General features: G+C 39.0%; 22 protein-coding genes. 9 read left to right on the top strand and 13 right to left on the bottom strand.

The annotated features are described in order from the left end of the window. Window positions 1-92: 92 nt before the first annotated feature. The 4 genes from AC1DDK_RS10805 to AC1DDK_RS10790 form a co-directional block, all read right to left on the bottom strand. Window positions 93-344, bottom strand: coding sequence for a DUF6952 family protein (locus AC1DDK_RS10805; RefSeq protein WP_048908165.1), 252 nt, complete (start codon window positions 342-344; stop codon window positions 93-95). Beyond that, the gene (locus AC1DDK_RS10800) at window positions 344-652 is read right to left on the bottom strand and encodes a thioredoxin family protein (RefSeq protein WP_172662315.1); all 309 of its coding nucleotides are present in this window, start codon (window positions 650-652) and stop codon (window positions 344-346) included. Before AC1DDK_RS10800 ends, AC1DDK_RS10805 begins: the two co-directional genes overlap by 1 nt. 13 nt (window positions 653-665) lie before the next feature. Then, on the bottom strand, window positions 666-1,298 hold the full coding sequence (locus AC1DDK_RS10795; RefSeq protein WP_172662316.1) for a peroxiredoxin: 633 nt from the start codon (window positions 1,296-1,298) through the stop codon (window positions 666-668). A 162-nt stretch (window positions 1,299-1,460) separates the two neighbouring features. Beyond that, window positions 1,461-2,630 (bottom strand): hypothetical protein, encoded by a 1,170-nt coding sequence (locus AC1DDK_RS10790; protein ID WP_172662317.1) that lies wholly within the window; start codon window positions 2,628-2,630, stop codon window positions 1,461-1,463. A 120-nt stretch (window positions 2,631-2,750) separates the two neighbouring features. Here AC1DDK_RS10790 and AC1DDK_RS10785 point away from each other — a divergent pair, with 120 nt between their 5' ends. Beyond that, window positions 2,751-4,151, top strand: coding sequence for an aldehyde dehydrogenase family protein (locus tag AC1DDK_RS10785; protein WP_477633896.1), 1,401 nt, complete (start codon window positions 2,751-2,753; stop codon window positions 4,149-4,151). Here the strand turns inward: AC1DDK_RS10785 and ygiD are convergent, their stop codons facing one another. Together ygiD and AC1DDK_RS10775 are read right to left on the bottom strand one after the other, a co-directional pair. Further along, the gene (gene ygiD, locus AC1DDK_RS10780; protein WP_477633895.1) at window positions 4,152-4,979 is read right to left on the bottom strand and encodes a 4,5-DOPA-extradiol-dioxygenase; all 828 of its coding nucleotides are present in this window, start codon (window positions 4,977-4,979) and stop codon (window positions 4,152-4,154) included. 52 nt (window positions 4,980-5,031) lie between these two features. After that, on the bottom strand, window positions 5,032-5,604 hold the full coding sequence (locus tag AC1DDK_RS10775; protein ID WP_172662320.1) for a YceI family protein: 573 nt from the start codon (window positions 5,602-5,604) through the stop codon (window positions 5,032-5,034). 147 nt (window positions 5,605-5,751) lie between these two features. On the opposite strand from AC1DDK_RS10775, the gene AC1DDK_RS10770 reads away from it, so the two are divergent. Genes AC1DDK_RS10770 through AC1DDK_RS10755 form a run of 4 tightly spaced genes read left to right on the top strand, consistent with a single transcriptional unit; the run spans window position 5,752 to window position 9,421 of the window. Beyond that, a complete protein-coding gene (locus AC1DDK_RS10770) occupies window positions 5,752-6,438 on the top strand; it encodes a peptidylprolyl isomerase (RefSeq protein ID WP_288881274.1) in 687 nt (228 codons plus the stop codon). Beyond that, on the top strand, window positions 6,435-7,205 hold the full coding sequence (locus AC1DDK_RS10765; RefSeq protein ID WP_477633894.1) for an exodeoxyribonuclease III: 771 nt from the start codon (window positions 6,435-6,437) through the stop codon (window positions 7,203-7,205). The genes AC1DDK_RS10770 and AC1DDK_RS10765 overlap by 4 nt, the downstream gene beginning before the upstream one ends. Window positions 7,206-7,208: 3 nt before the next feature. After that, complete coding sequence (gene hutI / locus AC1DDK_RS10760) at window positions 7,209-8,453, top strand: imidazolonepropionase (RefSeq protein ID WP_288881278.1); 1,245 nt, start codon at window positions 7,209-7,211, stop codon at window positions 8,451-8,453. After that, window positions 8,453-9,421, top strand: a complete 969-nt coding sequence (locus tag AC1DDK_RS10755) for a formimidoylglutamase (RefSeq protein WP_288881280.1) — start codon at window positions 8,453-8,455, stop codon at window positions 9,419-9,421. Before hutI ends, AC1DDK_RS10755 begins: the two co-directional genes overlap by 1 nt. On the opposite strand, the gene AC1DDK_RS10750 is transcribed toward AC1DDK_RS10755, so the two are convergent. The 7 genes from AC1DDK_RS10750 to AC1DDK_RS10720 form a co-directional block, all read right to left on the bottom strand. Continuing rightward, the gene (locus AC1DDK_RS10750; RefSeq protein ID WP_288881281.1) at window positions 9,382-9,960 is read right to left on the bottom strand and encodes a 5-formyltetrahydrofolate cyclo-ligase; all 579 of its coding nucleotides are present in this window, start codon (window positions 9,958-9,960) and stop codon (window positions 9,382-9,384) included. The two genes, AC1DDK_RS10755 and AC1DDK_RS10750, sit on opposite strands and share 40 nt — an antisense overlap. Before the next feature lie 84 nt (window positions 9,961-10,044). Further along, window positions 10,045-10,605: an elongation factor P gene (gene efp / locus AC1DDK_RS10745; RefSeq protein ID WP_048908156.1), complete on the bottom strand. Its 561-nt coding sequence runs from the start codon at window positions 10,603-10,605 to the stop codon at window positions 10,045-10,047. A 156-nt stretch (window positions 10,606-10,761) separates the two neighbouring features. Continuing rightward, the gene (locus tag AC1DDK_RS10740) at window positions 10,762-11,376 is read right to left on the bottom strand and encodes an ABC transporter ATP-binding protein (RefSeq protein WP_172662326.1); all 615 of its coding nucleotides are present in this window, start codon (window positions 11,374-11,376) and stop codon (window positions 10,762-10,764) included. A gap of 11 nt (window positions 11,377-11,387) precedes the next feature. Further along, complete coding sequence (lpxA, locus tag AC1DDK_RS10735) at window positions 11,388-12,173, bottom strand: acyl-ACP--UDP-N-acetylglucosamine O-acyltransferase (RefSeq protein ID WP_477633893.1); 786 nt, start codon at window positions 12,171-12,173, stop codon at window positions 11,388-11,390. Continuing rightward, entirely contained in the window at window positions 12,170-13,582 is a 1,413-nt protein-coding gene (locus tag AC1DDK_RS10730) for a bifunctional UDP-3-O-[3-hydroxymyristoyl] N-acetylglucosamine deacetylase/3-hydroxyacyl-ACP dehydratase (RefSeq protein ID WP_477633892.1), read from the bottom strand. Before AC1DDK_RS10730 ends, lpxA begins: the two co-directional genes overlap by 4 nt. Next, window positions 13,582-14,658 (bottom strand): UDP-3-O-(3-hydroxymyristoyl)glucosamine N-acyltransferase, encoded by a 1,077-nt coding sequence (lpxD, locus tag AC1DDK_RS10725; RefSeq protein WP_048908152.1) that lies wholly within the window; start codon window positions 14,656-14,658, stop codon window positions 13,582-13,584. Before lpxD ends, AC1DDK_RS10730 begins: the two co-directional genes overlap by 1 nt. Window positions 14,659-14,777: 119 nt before the next feature. Next, window positions 14,778-16,001: an HD domain-containing protein gene (locus AC1DDK_RS10720; protein WP_172662328.1), complete on the bottom strand. Its 1,224-nt coding sequence runs from the start codon at window positions 15,999-16,001 to the stop codon at window positions 14,778-14,780. A 103-nt stretch (window positions 16,002-16,104) separates the two neighbouring features. Between AC1DDK_RS10720 and porX the strand changes: the two genes are divergently transcribed. From porX to AC1DDK_RS10700, 4 genes are all read left to right on the top strand, one after another. Further along, the gene (gene porX, locus AC1DDK_RS10715) at window positions 16,105-17,658 is read left to right on the top strand and encodes a T9SS response regulator signal transducer PorX (protein ID WP_172662329.1); all 1,554 of its coding nucleotides are present in this window, start codon (window positions 16,105-16,107) and stop codon (window positions 17,656-17,658) included. A gap of 2 nt (window positions 17,659-17,660) precedes the next feature. Beyond that, window positions 17,661-18,077 (top strand): tRNA (adenosine(37)-N6)-threonylcarbamoyltransferase complex ATPase subunit type 1 TsaE, encoded by a 417-nt coding sequence (gene tsaE / locus AC1DDK_RS10710; protein ID WP_172662330.1) that lies wholly within the window; start codon window positions 17,661-17,663, stop codon window positions 18,075-18,077. 65 nt (window positions 18,078-18,142) lie between these two features. Next, window positions 18,143-19,369, top strand: coding sequence for an alanine dehydrogenase (locus AC1DDK_RS10705; protein WP_477633891.1), 1,227 nt, complete (start codon window positions 18,143-18,145; stop codon window positions 19,367-19,369). An 8-nt stretch (window positions 19,370-19,377) separates the two neighbouring features. Beyond that, window positions 19,378-20,064: a M15 family metallopeptidase gene (locus tag AC1DDK_RS10700; RefSeq protein ID WP_172662331.1), complete on the top strand. Its 687-nt coding sequence runs from the start codon at window positions 19,378-19,380 to the stop codon at window positions 20,062-20,064.

The following is a 20,064-nucleotide window of genomic DNA, read 5'->3' as shown; positions in this document are numbered from 1 at the left end:
ATGACGGGCGGAATGACGAGTGTGCTAAAAAAGTTTAAGCAATAAAAAGGGGGATCTCACACTGAAATCCCCCTTTTTATTATGTTGCTAAATTAATGCCTGTCAATTGATCCCATTACTTTTTGACCAAATGCATTTAATGCATCTTTTTCAACTGCTCCTGCTTTTACGTTCTCATGAACTTCAAGCGCTCCGCAGATATTGGTGATCATCTCTCCTGCTACATCAATTTCTTCCTCACTTACCCCTCTGAATTCACAAAAAGCTTCTAAAACTGATAAAGTTGCCTCAAGATTTTCTGGAGTAGTATTTTGGAATAGCTGTCTTATAACCGGAATTTTCATTATTTTATTTTATTAAATAATTCGCTTAATACTTCTGCTTTGTTCGTTTGAACCTGATCTACCAAAACGCCGCCTTCAAAGGCTGCAAAAGTTGGTAAATTGTCAACCGTTGCCAGTTTACGTGAAGCCGGAAGTTTTTCGGCATCCACAATTAAGAAAGCAACATCTTCGTTTTCAGCAGCTAGTTTCTTAAACTTAGGCTTCATGATTCGGCAATTCCCGCACCACGATGCAGCATACTGAACCATTACTTTCTTGTTTTCAGCAACATATTGTTGAAGATTATCTTCTGTTAATTCTAAAAACATAATTTTTAATTGATTAGTTAGCGCTTAAATATTCAGCAACGCCAGTTCTGTTTGCATTCATTGCTTCTTTTCCTTCTTCCCAGTTTGCAGGGCAAACTTCGCCATGTTTCTGAACGTGAGCGTAAGCATCAATTAAACGTAAATATTCTTTAACATTTCTACCTACTGGCATATCGTTAACGCTTTCATGGAAAACTTTGCCGGTTTCGTCAATTAGGTAAGTTGCTCTGAATGTAACGTTTGATCCAGAGAAGATTTCGTTTCCTTCTTCATCATATTCAACCTCTTGCTCAACAATACCTAAAATGTTAGACAATTGTCTATGAGTATCTGCTAAAATTGGATAAGTAACGCCTTCAATACCACCATTATCTTTTGGAGTGTTTAACCATGCAAAGTGCACTTCGTTTGTATCGCATGATGCACCAATTACAATTGTATTTCTTTTTTCAAAGTCAGGTAAAGCTGCTTGAAAAGCGTGCAATTCTGTTGGACAAACAAAAGTAAAATCCTTTGGATACCAGAATAATAAAACTTTTTTCCCTTTGCTTACTGCTTCTTCAAATACATTGATCTTTAAATCGTCACCCATTTCTGACATCGCATCGATACTAACACTTGGGAATTTTTTTCCTACTATAGCCATAATTATATTTTGTGTTTTATTGTTGTTTTTGATGGTGCAAAGGTAAGCCTATCTGTACTCAAAAACAACCATATTCAAGATATAACAGATACTTAATCTTGATAGGCACATAGACACAAACTATAACACAGAAAAACAAATTAGTTTTTATCTATTTGTGTTTTACCTCATTATTCTTCCTGCTTTATCAGTATTAACAGCAAATGGTTTTAGATATTCGTTTACCAGAACGGCAAACTCTCTTCTTGTAATATTTCGCGCAGGATCGTATTCCGTTTTAAACTTATATACAGTTTTCCAGTTCTTCTTAATCTCGTCTTCGGTATTCTTTGGCGATTTCCCTCCCACATAACAAACAAGGTTTAGTGTTGCGCCGATAGTCATTTCGGGCTCCTTATGTTCATCAAACCAGATCTGTGCCTTATAATAATACTCCTTAACAGGTTCTTTTATTTCTGCGGTTGATACCGTCCGCTCCGGTTCAAAATTAGCCACTCCGTTAACTATATCTGCTTTTAAAAATCCCGAAAGACCCAGAAACTGAATAGATTTCCAATTGGTATCAGTTGGTTTAATATCTGAAAATGGCATTAGGGACAACTGGTACTTCATTAGCTCGCCCTGAATCTCCTTTAACGGAGCCTGAGAGGTTTTAGTTTTGAAAAAAGCAGCATAAGCAGCCACAGCTCCGGCAGCCTGTCCTGCGGCGATGCTTTCAATTCCTGAATTTAGCAGCACAAGATTATCCTGTTCAGGAATAAGCAGATCGCTTAGAAATAGCTGATTTGAGGACGTATTTCCTGTATGTTCACCAGAGGCAATACTTGTTCTGTAAAGATTGTTATTATAAGTAAGGGAATGCCACGACTTATTTACATTTTGCAAAGGAATAGCAGCATTAACCTTTCCTGTTTTATCCGCATTAACCATGGCAATAGCCTTTATTGTTCTGCCGTCACTTAGCTGCGCACTCCAGCCGCTTCCAGATCTTTTTAATTTTATCCAGTTCGCATTTTTTATTATTGTCAGGTTTTTAAGTGTGTCTGTCCATGATTTTATCGCGGAGTTGATTTCGGCTTTATCTTGGGGCTTTTGCCTCTTAATCAGGCTGGCTTCTATCCCAGAAGATAAATTCCCTGAGGCGAGTGTGGCTTCAAAATCTTCTCCCGGTAATAATAAAACTGTTTTAGCACCAGAAACACTTGATTGAATGCTTGCTGCCAATGCACCCCTGCCATTACCAATAACCAAAACCCCTGTTTTAACGGTCTGGGCATTCCCCAACTGGAGAAATAATATAGTGGCTAGTACAGTAAAAAATCCCCTTTTCATTTTGTATATTTATTTTACATGTGCAATATCCCTTAAATCAATCTATTTTCAATACAATAGTAATTAAGGACAATTAATTTAACCTATTTTAACAATTTTAGGCCGGTTTGGCAAGCTAACATGACGCAAACGATCAACTCTGTTTTTAATGCCCAGCAAGCGCATAAATATACGCTTAGGACCAGTAATGCCGCACAAAGAATTAATAAATTAAAGGCATTAAAGCGCGGTATAGAAAAGCATGAGGCTGAGGTATATGTTGCTTTACAGCAGGATCTTCGCAAAAGCCAGTTTGAAGCTGCCGTTACCGAACTGATTTTTACTTATGCTGAAATTGATTTTGCGATTAAGAACGTCAAAAATTGGATGAGGCCTAAATACATTGGCAAAACAATAACCAACCTTTTTGCAAAAAATAGGCTTTATTATGAACCAAAAGGCGTTTGTTTGATCATTTCGCCGTGGAACTATCCTTTTCAATTGCTGATGGCCCCCTTAATCTCTGCCATTGCAGCAGGGAACTGCGCTATATTAAAACCATCAGAGCTCAGCCCGGCAACCAGCTCAGTTATTGCACGGATTATTGCCGAATGTTTTGAAGAGCAGGAAATCTGCTGCTTTGAGGGCGATGCCTCGGTATCAACAGCTTTGCTTGAACTGCCATTCGATCATATTTTCTTTACAGGAAGCACCGCCATTGGAAAGGTGGTGATGGAAGCCGCTGCAAAAAACCTCACTTCTGTAACATTGGAATTAGGAGGGAAATCTCCTACTGTAATTGATGGTACCGCCAACTTAAAGAGTGCAGCAGAAAAGATTGCCTGGGGGAAATTGATGAATGCCGGACAAACTTGTATTGCACCTGATTATGTTTTTATTCCGGAAGAAAAACAAGCTGAATTTATTGGGCATTATAAGGAATCCGTAAACAAAATGTTCTGCAACGGGAACAATACCATCGATCACTCCGTTTATGCTAAAATTATAAACGACAGGCATTTTAAAAGATTAACAGGACTGATTGCTGATGCAACAAATAAAGGCGCCAATGTGGCGTTTGGAGGCGAAACAGACCAGGGAAATAACACCATTAGCCCTACGGTTCTTACGCGAATCAGCGATGATTCAAATATCATGAACGAAGAAATTTTTGGCCCTCTATTGCCAATCATTACTTATAAAAGTTTAGATGAAGTAATTGACCGCATCAACAAAAAAAGCAAACCGCTGGCCCTATATATATTTAGCGATAGCAAAGAGAACATCCACCGTATTATAGCAAATACCAGTGCAGGTGGCACCTGTGTTAATGATGTATTAATTCATATCTCAAACCCGAAATTGCCTTTTGGGGGGGTAAACGGAAGCGGCATGGGAAGTTGCMATGGAGAATTCGGCTTCAAGTCGTTCAGCCACGAAAGAGCTGTTGTTTTCCAATCTAAGTTAGATATGACCGGGATGATTTATCCTCCTTATTATGGCAAAGACTGGGTATTAAAGTGGCTGAAAAAACTAATGTGATTAGCCTACCTTAACAGAAGTCATGGTTAATGAACCGCCGACTGCCTTATCGTTAAATAACGAAACTTCCTCATTATCATTTTTCAGACCAAGGGTATACATTAAGGGCAGATAATGCTCCGGAGTAGGGATGGCCAGCATAGCCTCTTTACCAAGCGATTGATAGTTCATCAAGGGATTGTGCTCATTGTTTAGAATCAGGCTTTTAAACTTATCGTTCATTTGTAAAGCCCAGTCATAGCCTCCGCCATTTATCATTTCCCAGCTCATCATCCTAAGATTGTGAACCATATTTCCGCTCCCAAGAATTAAAACCCCCTTCTTTCTTAAAAGTTGCAATTCCCTGGCCAGCTCATAATGATAGCGCGCATCCTTGGTATAGTCGATGCTCAATTGCAATACAGGGATATTTGCMTCTGGGTACATGTGTCTTACAACAGTCCATGCACCATGGTCAAGCCCCCAGTCATGATCCAGGCCAACTTGCGTATGTTGTATAAGTCCTGCCGTTTCAGCAGCAAGTTCCGGATTTCCGGGTGCGGGATAAACTACATCAAAAAGTGCCTGTGGAAACCCGCCAAAATCATGTATAGTTTTAGGGAAATCCATGGCAGTAATGTGCGTGCCTTTGGTAAACCAATGTGCAGAAACCACCAGTACTGCTGTTGGAACTGGCATATTTTGAGCCATAGAGGCCCATTTGTTGCTAAACTCATTACCCTCAATCCCATTCATTGGAGATCCGTGCCCCACAAATAGAACAGGCATAAGGTTTTCCTGAATTGGCAACCCGCTTGTGAATGTTTTGAATTGAGATAAGTTAGTCATAATGAGTAGAAATTAATACAGGCCGTCTTATCCAGACGGCCTGTAAAATCAATTATTTTGCCTGAACAAATTCCAGGTTTAAGGCTATTTTAACGTCTTTACCTACACCCATTCCTGTTGGATCATATTTGATATTATAATCTAAACGATTAATGGTTGTGTTAGCTGAGAAACCTGCTTTGGTATTTCCTTGCTGATCTTTAGCTGTTCCGCCGAATACTACATTGAACTTAACATCTTTCGTTACATCACGAATTGTCAATTTTCCACTCAATTCATAGTTATTTCCTTTCAATTTTTTAAATGAAGTGCTTTCGAAAGTCATGTATGGAAAAGTTTCAGCATTAAAAAAATCATCAGATTTTAAGTGCTTATCGCGAGGTTCAACACTTGTAGAAATACTGTTTACATCAACTGAAAAGCTGATTTTTGCATCAGTTAAATCCTCTTTAGCTGCAGTAACTGCGCCATCAAACTTTTTAAATGATCCATCTACAAATGAGATTCCCATGTGTTTCACTGAGAAATTTATAAATGAGTGCATCGGATCTACCGTCCACTTTGTTTGTGCGAAAGACGCAACACTGATTGAAATTGCAACCAGGAATAAAAATACCTTTTTCATAATTTTTTTGAGTTTTAATTTTACAAAAGTACACCTCTGGGTTTTAGCCGGCCTTGATGTATGGTAAGAAAGATAATCAATAAAATTGAAGCTTCCCACATTTCAATAAAGCCATTTTTAACTTACCTTAGCTCCAAAGTAATATTAATGAACAGGATTCTAGCCTTACTACTATGTCTGGGTGTTTTCTCTGCTTTCGCTGCAAAGCCAAAACACCAATACGTTAAAATTAAAACGGATATGGGCGAATGTATAATCATGCTTTACAATGAAACTCCCCAGCACCGGGATAATTTTGTATCCCTCATTAAAAAGGGTGTTTTTGAGGGCACTTTATTTCATCGGGTTATCAAAAACTTCATGATTCAGGGGGGCGATCCGGATTCAAAAGTTGCAAAACAAGGGGAATTGCTGGGAAATGGAACTGTAGGCTATACCATTCCCGCTGAATTTAGAGACAGTTTATTTCATAAAAAAGGTGCGCTTGGCGCTGCAAGAGACGACAATCCCGAAAAGGCATCAAGCGGATCTCAGTTCTACATTGTTCAGGGTAAAAAATTTACAGATCAGGGATTAGATTCATTAGAAACGAATCGCCTCCATTTCAAAATACCGGTTTGGCAGAGAGAAGTCTATAAGAATTTAGGCGGCACACCACATCTGGACAGAAATTATACTGTTTTTGGTGAGGTTGTTCAGGGCTTAGATATGGTTGATAAAATCGCTGCTGTTTCCAGGGATTCAAACGACCGCCCCTTTGCTGATGTGAAGATGTCTGTTTCTGTATTAAAAAGGCGCGCAGCTAAAAAATTAGAAAAATTATATAATTTATGAAGATCATCTCTTACAATGTTAACGGCATTCGCTCTGCATCAACAAAAAATTTTTTTGGGTGGCTACAGTCAACCGATGCCGATATGGTTTGCTTGCAGGAAGTGAAGGCCCTGCCTTCTCAAATTCCGGAGATACTTGCCTTAATTGAGCAATTAGGGTATCATCACTACTGGTTTCCGGCAGAGAAAAAAGGATATAGCGGAGTGGCTATCCTTACCAGAATAAAACCAAATCATGTGGAGTACGGTTGCGGAGAAGAATGGATAGATAAAGAAGGACGTATTTTAAGAGCTGATTTTGACGGTTTCTCTTTAATGAGCCTCTACATGCCATCTGGATCCAGTGGGGACGACAGACAGGTCAAGAAGTACGAATTCATGCATTTCTTTGATACATATATTGGAGACCTGCGCAAGGAGTATCCTAATTTGATTATTTCAGGCGATTACAACATTTGCCATACCGCCATCGACATTCACAACCCAAAATMAAATGCAAACTCTTCGGGTTTCTTACCTGAAGAACGTGAATGGATGGAGCTGTTTTTAAACAATGGGTTCATAGATACTTTCAGGCACTTTAATAAAGATCCGCACCACTATACTTGGTGGAGTTTTAGAGCAAATTCAAGGGCTAAGAACCTGGGGTGGCGCATCGATTACCATTTAGCAACCCAACCTCTTTTAAATAGGCTGAAACACGTTTCAATACTTCCCGACGCAATTCATTCGGATCATTGCCCTGTTCTATTAGAGCTAAATCCCTAAACCATGTCTGCCCTCTTAATAACAGATATTGACACGCTTGTAGGCACTCACCCTAAAAACATTTCTGTTTTAAAAGGTGGTGCTATGAATACTTTGCCTGTTATAAACAACGCCTGGATATTATGTGAGGGGGGATTAATAACTGGTTTTGGCAGTATGGACAACCTACCTGCTGATCTGCCTACATCATTAACCTCCATTTCTGCTAAAGGAGGTTATGTTTTTCCCTCTTGGTGCGACTCACATACACACATTGTATTTGCTGCTTCCAGAGAAGAGGAATTTGTAATGAAGATTAAAGGAAAAGGCTATGAAGAAATAGCGGCTGCAGGGGGTGGTATTTTGAACTCGGCCCGTAAACTCCAGCACGAATCTGAAGATCACCTATTCGAAAGCGCCTCCATCAGGCTAAACGACATGATTAAGCAGGGAACCGGAGCCGTTGAAATTAAGAGCGGCTACGGACTAACTTTTGATAGTGAATTAAAAATGCTTAGGGTAATCAGGCGGCTTAAAGACGCTTTTAAAATTCCTGTTAAGGCGTCGTTCCTTGCTGCTCATACTTTTCCTGAAGACTATAAAAAAGATCGTAACGGATACATTAGGCTTATTATAGAGCAAATGCTCCCTGGAATAGCTAACGAAGGACTGGCAGACTATATGGATGTTTTTTGTGAAAAAGGCTTTTTTTCTGCGGAAGAAACGGATAAACTTTTAGAAGCCGGTGTGAAATATGGATTACCGCCTAAAATTCATGCAAACCAATTGTCTATATCAGGCGGCGTTCAGGTTGGTGTAAAACATAATGCGATTTCCGTGGATCACCTTGAAGCTACCGATGAGGATGTGATTAACTGTTTAAGCACAAGCAATACAATTGCTACCCTTCTTCCATCTTGTTCTTTGTACCTTGGTATTCCCTTTGCAAATGCCCGCGGCCTAATTAATGCGAATGTTCCCGTGGCATTAGCCTCTGATTTTAACCCCGGCTCTACGCCTTCAGGAAATATGAATTTTGTGGTTTCGTTAGGCTGTATTAAATTAAAGATGCTCCCGGAAGAAGCTATTAATGCCGCTACTTTAAATGGAGCTGCCGCAATGCAGTTATCAGATGTTGCAGGAAGCATTGCAATAGGGAAAAAAGCGAACCTTTTCATTACCCGCCCCATGAGTTCAATAGCTTATCTGCCTTATAGTTTTGGGCAGTCGCAAATAGAAAAAATCATTTTAAACGGAGAAGTAAACTAATGGATGGACTTAGAATTTATTCGAATAAGGATATTCTAAAATTAGTCAATATCCGCAGCCGCGAAACAAAATTAGGTGAGCGCGTGAAGGTCATTGCTACTTTAGAAGATCTGAATACTTCCGAGGCCCGTTTTGTATTACTGGGAATTCCTGAAGATATCGGGGTAAGAGCCAATTACGGTCTGTCGGGCACATCTACAGCATGGGGTCCGGCGCTTAAAGCTCTTCTTAATACCCAAAGTAACCGCTTTTTAGATGGGTCAGAATTAGTCGTTCTAGGCCATTTTGAGTTTACTGAACCCCAAAATAATACGATTGAAGCATTCCAGAAAAAGGTATCAGAAATAGATAATCAAGTTTACGAATGTGTTCTTAAAATTATAGCTGCAGGCAAAACCCCCATTATTGTTGGCGGAGGGCACAATAATGCCTATCCCATCATTAAAGCGCTGGCCTCAGTCCACAAGAAGGCTGTTGATATACTCAATATAGACGCTCATGCCGACTTAAGAGAGCCAAAAGGCAGGCATAGTGGCAATAGCTTCAGTTATGCCTTAAAAGAGGGTTATTTAGCCAAATACGGGATCTTTGGATTGCACCATAATTACAACAATGAAGCAATTCTAAAACAAATAGAAGAGAATGAAAAAATACAGGTTGTTTTCTTTGATGATATCTTATTGTCGGACGCTACAGTAACCCTTTGGACCCCATTCATCAGTGCCTTTAAAAATCCTGGTCTAGAAATCGATCTTGATAGTATAGAGAATATGCTGTCAAGTGCTGCTACGCCTTCCGGATTTAGCTTAAATGACATCAGAAAGCTCATTCTTCGGTCATCAAAACAATTTGCCTATTTGCACATATGTGAAGGCGCAAGCGAAATGGCCGATGGAAGAACCAGTTCCTTTACTGGCAAAAGTATTGCCTACCTGATCACTGATTTCCTGAAATCATACACCCTATGAGGTGTAATACATAAATCCATTTGGACATCATGTTCATTTACATCCTCTATATCATCTCCTGATTCGAAAAAGGAAACACCCACCTTAAGTGTGGTCAAGCCCTGTAGAAACCTGTCATAAAACCCTTTCCCATAGCCAACCCTATAGCCTCTTTCATCAAAAGCCAATAATGGAATGATCACCATTTCCACATCCCCACTGTGGAGTTCTCCTTTTTGAGGCTCTAGAATATCATATAAGTTCTTTTCTAAACCATCCTTCCCTGAATAAACATAATTGTGCATTAAGGCCGTTTCAAAATCTGCTTTTGGGACAATAATTTTTATATCAGGATGGTTATTTCTAAGCCAATCGATGAAAAGAAATGTATCTGGTTCGTTTTTCTCAACTATGGGTAAAAAAACATGGATTGTCTTCACCTCCGAAAAATCAAGTCTTGAAAAATGAGCTAATAATTGGTTACTAAGTGCAGGTATTGCCGAGGGGGAGAGTAATTTTCTCTTGTTCAATGCTAATTTCCTAAGTTCTGCCTTTTTCATTTAAACAAATATAAAAAAAGATGGCTTCGGGAACCACTCCGAAGCCACAATCAACCTAAACCTAAAACTAAACTATGAAAATTCTTATTTTACTCTTTCTACGTAATCGCCAGTGCGTGTATCTATCTTAACTTTATCGCCTTGATTGATAAACATTGGCACTTTTATTTCAACTCCGGTCTCTACTGTTGCATATTTAAGTGCGTTTGTAGAGGTATCGCCTTTAACTGCTGGCTCAGAGTACGTTATTTCTAATTCAACATGTGAAGGTGTTTGTGCCATAATAGGCTCGTCACTTTCAAATGCGATAATTACATTCATTCCTTCTTTCAAAAAGCGAAGGCTTTTACCAAATAACACCTTTGGTATGTTAAACTGCTCGTAAGTAGTATTATCCATTACTACAAGTGCTTCACCATCTTCATACAAGTATTGGTAATCGTTGGTTTCAACACGGCAAATCTCAACATCTTCATCAACACGGAACCTATATTCTACAAGTTTCCCTGTTTTTACATTCCGCATTCTTGCTTGATAAAAAGCGCGTAAATTACCTGGTGTACGGTGTAGAAACTCTTCTACTTGCACTAATTCTCCGTTAAAACGAAGGATATTACCATTTTTTACTTCTGATGCTTTTGCCATTTTATTCTGAAATTTTGCCTAAACCACCGGCTCTTTTTCGTGCCGCAAAGGTATAAACTATTTATTAATTCTACAATAGTAATTTAAAAATATTTTTTTATCGTTCTTTAATGCCCAAATCGACCGCTTTTGCACTTATCACAAATATAATTTTTGTTATTTATAATCCGTTATTTGAACGAAATGGTTACAAAACGAATACTCAGCTTCCTGATTTGAGCCTACTATTACAAGCCGGTCAGCCGTAAAACGTGCGATCAGTTCATGATACCATACAACACCTTGCTTATCTAAGTTTGAGGTCGGCTCATCCAATAAAAGTATTGGTGTATCTGTACAACATGCCAGAACGAGCTTGGTTCGCTGTTTCATTCCAGACGAGAAGTGTTTTAGTGCCTTGTCTTGCGATTTCTTTAATCCAAGCAGATCCAAGACCATCTCTTCATCAAAGCCCTTCTGCAGCGTCTTAAACCTGAAATGGAAATCGATGGTTTCCTGCAGCGTAAATTCTTCGATCAAATCTAAATACGGTGCCGCAAAACTGATATATTCATAGATTCGCTCTACGGGTATATTCTTCTGATTATTATAGGTTATAGCACCCTCCGACGGAGATAAATTTCCCAGTACAACACTCAAAAGTGTCGATTTTCCAGAGCCATTTGGGCCTAAGATTGCGTATTTGCCGCCAGAATTAAATTGATAATTTATTCCTTTAAAAATCCATTCCTGGTTAAACCTTCGCCCAATGTCCTCTAAAGTAATTGTCATTGATTGATCAATTAGCTTCCAGAACCAAAGCCCTTCATTACACCTCTGTTTGAGTTTCTAATAAAATCAACTATTTCATCACGAATTTMTGTTGGTTTAAATTCTGCTTCAATCATATCCAACGCTTTAGTAACGTTATTATGTTTCACAAATAAAACCCTATAGATCTCCTGTATCTCGTTAATCTTTTCAGACGAAAAGCCTCTCCTTCTCAAACCTACTGAGTTAATTCCTGCATACGAAAGCGGCTCTCTTGCTGCTTTAACGTAAGGCGGAACATCTTTCCTTACCAGGGAACCTCCGGTAACAAAGGCATGGGCACCAACTTTTACAAATTGATGGATAGCCACTAGTCCTGCCAGTACTACATAATTACCAATGGTAATATGGCCTGCCAAGGTGGTGCTATTAGAAAAAATGCAGTAATCTCCAACTTCACAGTCATGAGCGATGTGAGAATATGCCTGTATAAGGCAATTACTTCCTATTACCGTCTTCCACTTGTCTTTTGTTCCCCTGTTTATAGTCACGCACTCTCGGATAGTGGTATTGTCTCCAATCTCAGCTGTGGTTACCTCACCAGCAAATTTTAAATCCTGAGGCACACCAGAAATTACTGAGCCCGGAAAAACCCGGCAGTTCTTTCCAATACGCGCTCCATCCATAATGACTACGTTAGAACCTATCCAGGTTCCCTCACCAATCTCTACGTCCTTATGTATCACTGCAAAAGGCTCTATTACCACATTATCGGCAATTTTTGCCTGAGGGTGTATATACGCTAGGGGTTGTATCATGCTACTGGTTCGCTATCTTTTACTTTTACAATTTGTGCCATCATCTCTGCTTCCACAACTACCTTGCCTCCAACCATTCCGACACCCTTCATCTGGGCAATTCCCCTTCTGATTGGTTCCATCAAATCGCATCTGAAAACAATAGTATCGCCTGGCGATACTTGAGCCCTAAAGCGTACATTATCTATTTTTAAGAACAAGGTAAGGTAATTTCTTGGATCTGGAACTGTGCTCAGAACCAAAATACCTCCGGTCTGCGCCATTGCCTCAATTTGAATTACTCCCGGGAACACTGGCGCTCCAGGGAAATGTCCTTTAAAAAACTCTTCATTCATGGTAACATTCTTAACGCCAACTACGTGTGTTTTAGAAAGTTCCAATATTTTATCAATAAATAGAAAAGGTTGTCTGTGCGGTAAAATATCCATGATTTGAACCACGTCGTAAAGTGGTTTTACCGATGGGTCATAAACGTGCTGTACCTTTTTGTTTTTTTCTTTTTTGATTGCTGCTTTAATCTTTTTTGCAAAGGCAACATTTGCTGCATGACCTGGGCGGGCAGCCATAATATGGCCCTTTAAATGCACTCCAACAAGCGCAAGATCACCTATCATGTCCAACAATTTATGTCTGGCAGGTTCATTTTGATACCTTAATTCCRTGTTATTTAAGATCCCCTGTGGAGCAACCTCTATCGCCTTTCTATTAAAAATAGTGGCTAAATGGTCTAGTTCCTCTTTGGTAACTTCTTTGTCAACAATAACTATGGCATTATTTAAATCACCTCCTTTAATCAGATTATTTTGTAATTGATATTCAAGTTCGTGTAAAAAACAAAAAGTTCTGCACGATGCAATTTCCTTTCTGAATTCAGCAATACTTGAAATGCCAGCATGCTGACTGCCTAAAACAGGTGAATTATAATCTATCATACAGGTAAACCTATAGTCGTCAAGCGGCATTGCTACAATCTCAACTTTTCTATCCGGTTCTGTATAAGTTATATTATGTGGTATTTGAAAGTACTCGCGATCGATATCTTGTTGCTGAATTCCGGCTGCTTCTAGTGCTTCTAGGAATAGGATTGCGCTGCCATCCATAATTGGCGTTTCCGGACCATCCACTTTCATAAGCACATTATCCAGATCCATACCTACAAGCGAGGCCATTACATGCTCAACGGTACTTACACTTGCGCCATTCTGAGAAATAGTTGTGCCTCTGGCAGTATCAGTAACATTATCACAATCTGCATCAACTATTGGCGCTCCTGGTAAATCTACTCTTTGGAATTTAAATCCATGATTTTCAGGTGCGGGACAAAAAGTTAATGTAACATTTGCTCCGGTATGCAGGCCTACCCCTTTTACGGAAACCTCGTTCTTAATGGTCTTTTGCTTAACGTTCATTATTTATCTTGTATTGTACTGTTTTGCTCAATTAACGCTTTTAATTGTGCGATAGTTGTTTCTAAGGCTGCTATTCTTTTTTCAACAGCAGGTAATTGTTTAAATATTACAGATGCGCGCATCCAATCTCTTAGTGGCTGGGCAGGGCTGCCGTGCCATTGTTTATTTTCTTCTGTTGTACTAAAATTAATACCCGCCTGTGCGCCAATTTGTGTTCCCTTAGCTAATGATAGGTGACCCGCAATACCAACCTGTCCTCCAACAACGGATTTCTCACCCAGTTTGGTACTTCCCGAAATTCCGGTTTGCGCGGCAACAACACTGTGTTCACCAACATCAACATTGTGGGCAATTTGAATAAGATTATCCAATTTAACCCCTTTTCTAATGAAAGTGGATCCCATTGTTGCCCTATCGATCGTAGTATTCGCGCCAATCTCAACATCATCTTCAATAACCACATTGCCAATTTGGGCAATTTTTGAATAGGTCCCGTCAGCTTGTGGGGCAAACCCAAAGCCATCACTACCTACTACAGTGTTTGCGTGTATAAAAACCCGATCTCCAATAACTGACCGGTTATAAATCTTTACCCCCGGAAAAAGTGTACACCCCGTTCCAATTTTGGTATCAGGGCCCACGTAAACCTGAGCAAGTATTTTCGAGTTATCTCCTATTTCTACGTTTTCTGCGATATAAGAAAAGGCTGCTATAAAGACATTTTTACCCAATTTTGCAGTTGGGTGCACAAAGGATGGCTGTTCAATTCCTGATGAGTCATTAACCTGACTAATCACTTCATTGTACCTGTCTAACAACACAGAAAATGCACTATAAGGATCTGCAACCTTAATTAAGGTACTTTTTACAGCCTGTGCAGGCAAAAAATCTTGACTAACAATAACTACAGAGGCATTGGTAGAATATAAATAGTTCTCGTATTTCGGGTTGGACAAAAAGCATAAAGATCCCGGCTTGCCATCTTCTATTTTAGAAAGCTCTTCGACTTTTACATTTTCGTCGCCCTCAATGGTGCCATTTATAAATTCGCTTATCTGCTTGGCAGTAAATTGCATTTTACAAAGTTATATGTTAAATTGATATGAACAAATAAACCTATTTAGGTTATTATAATTCCATCTTAGATTAAGAAACTAAAAACGGGATTAAAAACTAATTATTTTGTTAAATTATGCTAAATAATTCTCGGGTAGCAAAGTATGTGCTTTTTCACTGTTTTGTCTAAAGATTCTAAGTTAGATAAATCTGATGCTTTTGCAATATCAATTATGATATTGTTTTTTAATAGGATATTAATATTGCTGTTCCCCGCATCATATGCCCTGTTTCTTATTACATCGGTAAAAACAAAATAGGACACTTCATCATCATTAAGTTTCAAAAATTCCGCGGTGTTCTCCTTAAGCACATCTACTCTGTTCTGATCTGGAGCATCATTTGTAATTTCAACTTTATAAAGATTCCTGTTAGTAAGCATTTTGCACAATTGGGCCAATATTCTATCCGGATGGTCTCGCCAAACTTTAATGGAGGCAAAAATGTCCTGATCATCAAGTTGGGCGAACATATTTAAATGAATCTCTTCAGAAAAGAAACTTGTCTCCGTAACGTCATTTATTAAAAAATGCTGAAGCGCAGGTGTTGCAAAAAGAGCCTCTCCCTTAACTGCAAGTTCCTTTGCGCGTTTCAAAATTTTCACCAGCACCATTTCTCCTGCAATAACTGTTTTATGCAAATAAACCTGCCAATACATCAGTCTTCTGGAAATCAAAAAGTTCTCTATTGAGTAAATTCCCTTTTCTTCAATTACCAGGTTATCGTCCAGCACATTAAACATCTTAATGATGCGGTCAAAACTGATTACACCTTCGCTTACTCCGGTAAAAAAGCTATCCCGGTTCAGGTAATCCATTCTGTCAAGATCCAGCTGACCAGAAACAAGTTGAGCCAGAAAATTCTTATGGTATTTGCCTTTAAAAATATCAATTGCCGGGGTTAATCTTCCGCCAAATTCTGCATTAAGCTTTTCCATAATAAGCATGGAAATATCTTCATGCTTTATTCCGTTAACCAACGAATACTCAAGCGCATGCGAAAAAGGCCCATGTCCGATGTCATGTAGTAAGATTGCAATTGTGGCAGCCTCTTCTTCTTCCTTATTAATCTCATGCCCTTTGCTTCTTAAAATTTCAATAGCCAATCCCATCAGATGCATTGCCCCTAAAGCGTGGTGAAATCGGGTATGTAACGCTCCCGGATACACCAAATGGGTCATCCCCAATTGCTTTATATACCTCAACCTTTGAAAATAAGGATGAGAGATGAGATCAAATACTATTTCTGAAGGAATATTTATGAAACCATAAACAGGATCATTTATTATTTTCTTTTTGTTCAATCCTTAAAAATAAATTATACGGTACAAAAATTGCTATTTTTATCCATAGTAAGAAAGACACAGTCTCTTTTTGACAAATTAATTCACATTATAAAATACGATAATGCAGGAAACCAAGATTCTATGGGCCGACGATGAGATAAACTTATTAAAACCACATATATTACTGTTAAACGAAAAAGGATATCATGTTACCACCTACACTAATGGTAACGATGCCCTTGAAGCATTTGGGAAAGAACACTTTGACCTGGTTTTTCTTGATGAAAACATGCCTGGTATGAGTGGTCTCGAAACCCTTACCGCAATAAAAAACATTAGAAATGATGTTCCGGTTGTACTAATTACCAAAAGCGAAGAAGAAAACCTGATGGAAGATGCCATCGGGTCTAAAATAGATGACTACCTTATTAAGCCCGTTAATCCGAAACAGGTTTTATTAACCATAAAGAAAATTATAGACAATAAGCGTCTTGTAAGCGAAAGAACCTCCATGGCTTACCAACAGGACTTCAGGCGCCTGGGAATGACTTTAAACGATAAGTTAAGCTACGAAGAGTGGGTAGATGTTTATAAAAAATTAGTCTTCTGGGAACTTGAGCTAGAGAAACTTGATGATCCGCAAATGCACGAGATTCTGACAATGCAAAAGTCAGAAGCAAATATGCAGTTCTCAAAATTCATTGAAGACCATTACTTAGGCTGGGTTAATGGCAAAGGCAAAGCCCCCTTGCTTTCAAACGAGTTATTAAAGAAAAAAGCATTCCCTTTAATTAATAACAATGTTCCTGTCTTCTTTATTCTTATTGATAACTTAAGGTACGATCAATGGCGGATTATTAATCCCCTGATTACTGAACATTTCCGTTTGGACGAGGAAGATACGTATTCAAGTATCTTACCTACTGCAACCCAATATGCACGTAATTCGATATTCTCTGGGTTAATGCCGCTGGAAATGGAAAAACGCTTTCCTGGATTATGGCAAAACGATGATGATGAGGGCGGAAAAAACATGCACGAAGGTGCCTTTTTGGCAGATCAGATTAAGCGTAGCCTGCGTAAAGATTGTAAATTCAGCTACAACAAAATATTAACTTACGACGACGGGAAGGCCCTTAATGAGCAAGTGAACAATTTGCTGCAAAACGAGTTTAATGCTATTGTATATAACTTTGTCGACATGCTATCGCATGCCAGAACAGACATGCAAATGATTCGTGAGCTGGCCAACGACGATGCCGCCTACCGTTCACTAACCCTCTCATGGTTTGAGCATTCTCCTTTAATGGATCTTTTGAAAAAAATCTCTCAGAAGAATGTTAAGCTGATTATCACGACAGACCATGGAACAATAAGGGTAAAACATCCAAGCAAAGTTATTGGCGATAGAAATACCAATACAAATCTTCGCTACAAGCAAGGGCGTAACCTTAATTTTAATGCAAAAGAGGTTTTTCTTATTAAAAATCCTCACGAGGCCCAATTGCCAAAAATTAATATTAGCTCCAATTATATCTTTGCAAAAGAAGACCGTTATTTTGTTTACCAGAACAACTATAACCAATTCGTAAATTACTACAATGAAACCTTCCAGCATGGGGGTATTTCATTAGAAGAGATGATTATACCAATTGCCACATACAGTTCAAGATAATAATGAATATTAATGTAAACAGCTTATCTGATTTAGATCAAGCCGCTATTGCCCTGTTAGATTTTGCCGGAACTGAAAAAATATTTGTTTTTGAAGGAGACATGGGGGCTGGAAAAACAACTTTTATTAAAGTCATAGCAAAAGCGCTTGGCGTAAAAGAACTGGTTTCAAGTCCAACCTTTTCCATTGTAAACGAATACGAGGGAAAAGGCAACATCTTTTATCATTTTGATTTCTATCGTATTAAAAACCTCCAGGAGGCATACGATATTGGCTACGAAGAGTATTTTTTTTCAGGAAATACCTGCTTTATCGAATGGCCCGAAAAAGTTGAAGAGCTTTTACCGGAGCACTATATTAAAGTTGAGATCAAAATGTTAAGTGAAAACGAGAGGGTACTGTCCATCAATAAAATATAAAATGGCAAACCCTGATTTTTAGGTTATTTTTCTTAATTTCAAGCTAAAATATCACATAAACAAATATGGCTACAGGATTACGCGAAGGTATGGCCTCCATTGCTCAAAAAGGGCTTTTACAACCCAAAGAGACAATGTCAGAAACCAGTCAGAAAAGCAATAGTTTGTATATTGGCATTCCAAAAGAAATCTCTTTCCAGGAAAACCGAATTGCACTGACTCCTTTATCGGTTGCCCTCTTGGTTAACAATGGGCATAAAGTTATAATTGAAACCGGCGCTGGCGTTGGTTCAAATTTTTCAGATAACGACTATAGCGAACAGGGTGCGATTATCTCTTTTAATAAAAAGGATGTATTTAATGCTGATATCCTGGTTAAAATAGCCCCGCCAACTTTAGAAGAGGTTGCCCTCATGCATAAAGGACAGACTTTAATATCGGCGCTTCAAATGGGCGGACTAAAAGAAACCTATCTAAAAGCGCTTCTTAATAAGAAAATCAATGCCATTTGCTTTGAAAACCTTAGAGATGAAGGAAATATTCTAAGCGTAGTACGTGCAATGAGTGAAATTGTTGGAGCAACCTCTATTTTCATCGCTGCAGAATATCTCAGCAATGTAACAGGAGGAAAAGGATTGATGCTTGGGGGCTTTACAGGCGTTCCGCCAACCGAGATTGTAATTCTTGGCGCAGGAACCGTTGGAGAATATGCCGCGCGTACAGCCCTTGCGCTAGGCGCGGAGGTAAAAGTATTCGACAGTTCTATTTATCGCTTAAGACGCCTTCAAAATAACCTGGGAAGCCGGGTATTCACCTCTGTAATGCAACCTATAGTCCTTGGTAAAGCAATTACTACCTGCGATGTTGTTATTGGCGCCATCAGAGCAACTCACGGAAGAAGCCCCTGCATTGTAATGGAAGAAACCGTAACCCGAATGAAACCCAATTCGGTTGTAATCGATGTAAGCATAGACCAGGGTGGTTGTTTCGAAACCTCAGAAGTCACCAATCATAAGGACCCCGTGTTTAGGAAACATGATGTAATCCATTATTGCGTTCCTAATATCGCTTCTCGGGTGCCTCGCACGGMGTCATATGCCCTCACAAATATATTTACACCAATTCTTGTAGATATAGGTGATATGGGCGGATTAATGAATGTGGTTTGGAGCAAGCCCGGTATCAGAGAAGCGCTATACATTTATCAGGGGCATTTAACGAACAAAGACCTTGCTAACATGTATAACCTTCCATACAAGGACATTGAACTGCTTGTGGTCTCAAATCAATAGCTCCTGGCATGAGGAAATACCTGTACCTGCTACTGCTTTTCATTTTTCCGTTATGCACAAAAGCGCAAAAACTTAAGGCCAACCCTTACGGTTTACAAGTCGTCAATTCATATGAAGATTACCACTCATCCTATGCTAAAGACCCAAAGAATAAATTAATAGAAATCCAAAAAGCAATTCCGAACATTAAGCTCGATATCAGGTACGCCACCAAAAACAACTTCATGAATCAGGTGATGTACAAAGAGGCCCGGGCTTTTGCAAGGAAGCCTGTTGTTGAACAGCTAAAAAAGATACAATTTGCCCTTAACAAAAAAGGCTACGGCTTAAAAATCTTCGATGCGTATCGGCCATATACCATTACACTTGCTTTCTACCAAAAAGCTAAAGACAAAAATTTTGTCGCTAACCCTAAAAAAGGATCTAAACACAACCGGGGCTGTGCCATAGACCTAACACTTATCGATTTAAAAACGGGAAAAGAACTTCAAATGCCGACACCGTACGACAGTTTTGCGGCCCAAGCCTCACCATCTTACTCAAACCTGCCAGCACCAGTAATAAAAAACAGAACATTACTGATAACAACAATGCAAGCCTATGGATTCCGTGTAATAACAAATGAATGGTGGCATTTTGATTTCGTTGGATGGAAAAAATATCCCCTCATGGATATTCCATTTGAAAAGCTATAA

It is taken from the genome of Pedobacter sp. 05T44, assembly GCF_056395985.1.
Note: the sequence above shows the minus strand (reverse complement) of the source record. Positions and strands in the feature narration are given on the sequence as shown.

Coding starts and splice junctions, on each gene's coding strand:
- AC1DDK_RS10805 (WP_048908165.1), bottom strand. CDS start 344: ATGAAAATTCCGGTTATAAGACAGCTATTCCAAAATACTACTCCAGAA.
- AC1DDK_RS10800 (WP_172662315.1), bottom strand. CDS start 652: ATGTTTTTAGAATTAACAGAAGATAATCTTCAACAATATGTTGCTGAA.
- AC1DDK_RS10795 (WP_172662316.1), bottom strand. CDS start 1,298: ATGGCTATAGTAGGAAAAAAATTCCCAAGTGTTAGTATCGATGCGATG.
- AC1DDK_RS10790 (WP_172662317.1), bottom strand. CDS start 2,630: ATGAAAAGGGGATTTTTTACTGTACTAGCCACTATATTATTTCTCCAG.
- AC1DDK_RS10775 (WP_172662320.1), bottom strand. CDS start 5,604: ATGAAAAAGGTATTTTTATTCCTGGTTGCAATTTCAATCAGTGTTGCG.
- AC1DDK_RS10770 (WP_288881274.1), top strand. CDS start 5,752: ATGAACAGGATTCTAGCCTTACTACTATGTCTGGGTGTTTTCTCTGCT.
- hutI (WP_288881278.1), top strand. CDS start 7,209: ATGTCTGCCCTCTTAATAACAGATATTGACACGCTTGTAGGCACTCAC.
- AC1DDK_RS10755 (WP_288881280.1), top strand. CDS start 8,453: ATGGATGGACTTAGAATTTATTCGAATAAGGATATTCTAAAATTAGTC.
- AC1DDK_RS10750 (WP_288881281.1), bottom strand. CDS start 9,960: ATGAAAAAGGCAGAACTTAGGAAATTAGCATTGAACAAGAGAAAATTA.
- efp (WP_048908156.1), bottom strand. CDS start 10,605: ATGGCAAAAGCATCAGAAGTAAAAAATGGTAATATCCTTCGTTTTAAC.
- AC1DDK_RS10740 (WP_172662326.1), bottom strand. CDS start 11,376: ATGACAATTACTTTAGAGGACATTGGGCGAAGGTTTAACCAGGAATGG.
- lpxD (WP_048908152.1), bottom strand. CDS start 14,658: ATGCAATTTACTGCCAAGCAGATAAGCGAATTTATAAATGGCACCATT.
- porX (WP_172662329.1), top strand. CDS start 16,105: ATGCAGGAAACCAAGATTCTATGGGCCGACGATGAGATAAACTTATTA.
- tsaE (WP_172662330.1), top strand. CDS start 17,661: ATGAATATTAATGTAAACAGCTTATCTGATTTAGATCAAGCCGCTATT.
- AC1DDK_RS10700 (WP_172662331.1), top strand. CDS start 19,378: ATGAGGAAATACCTGTACCTGCTACTGCTTTTCATTTTTCCGTTATGC.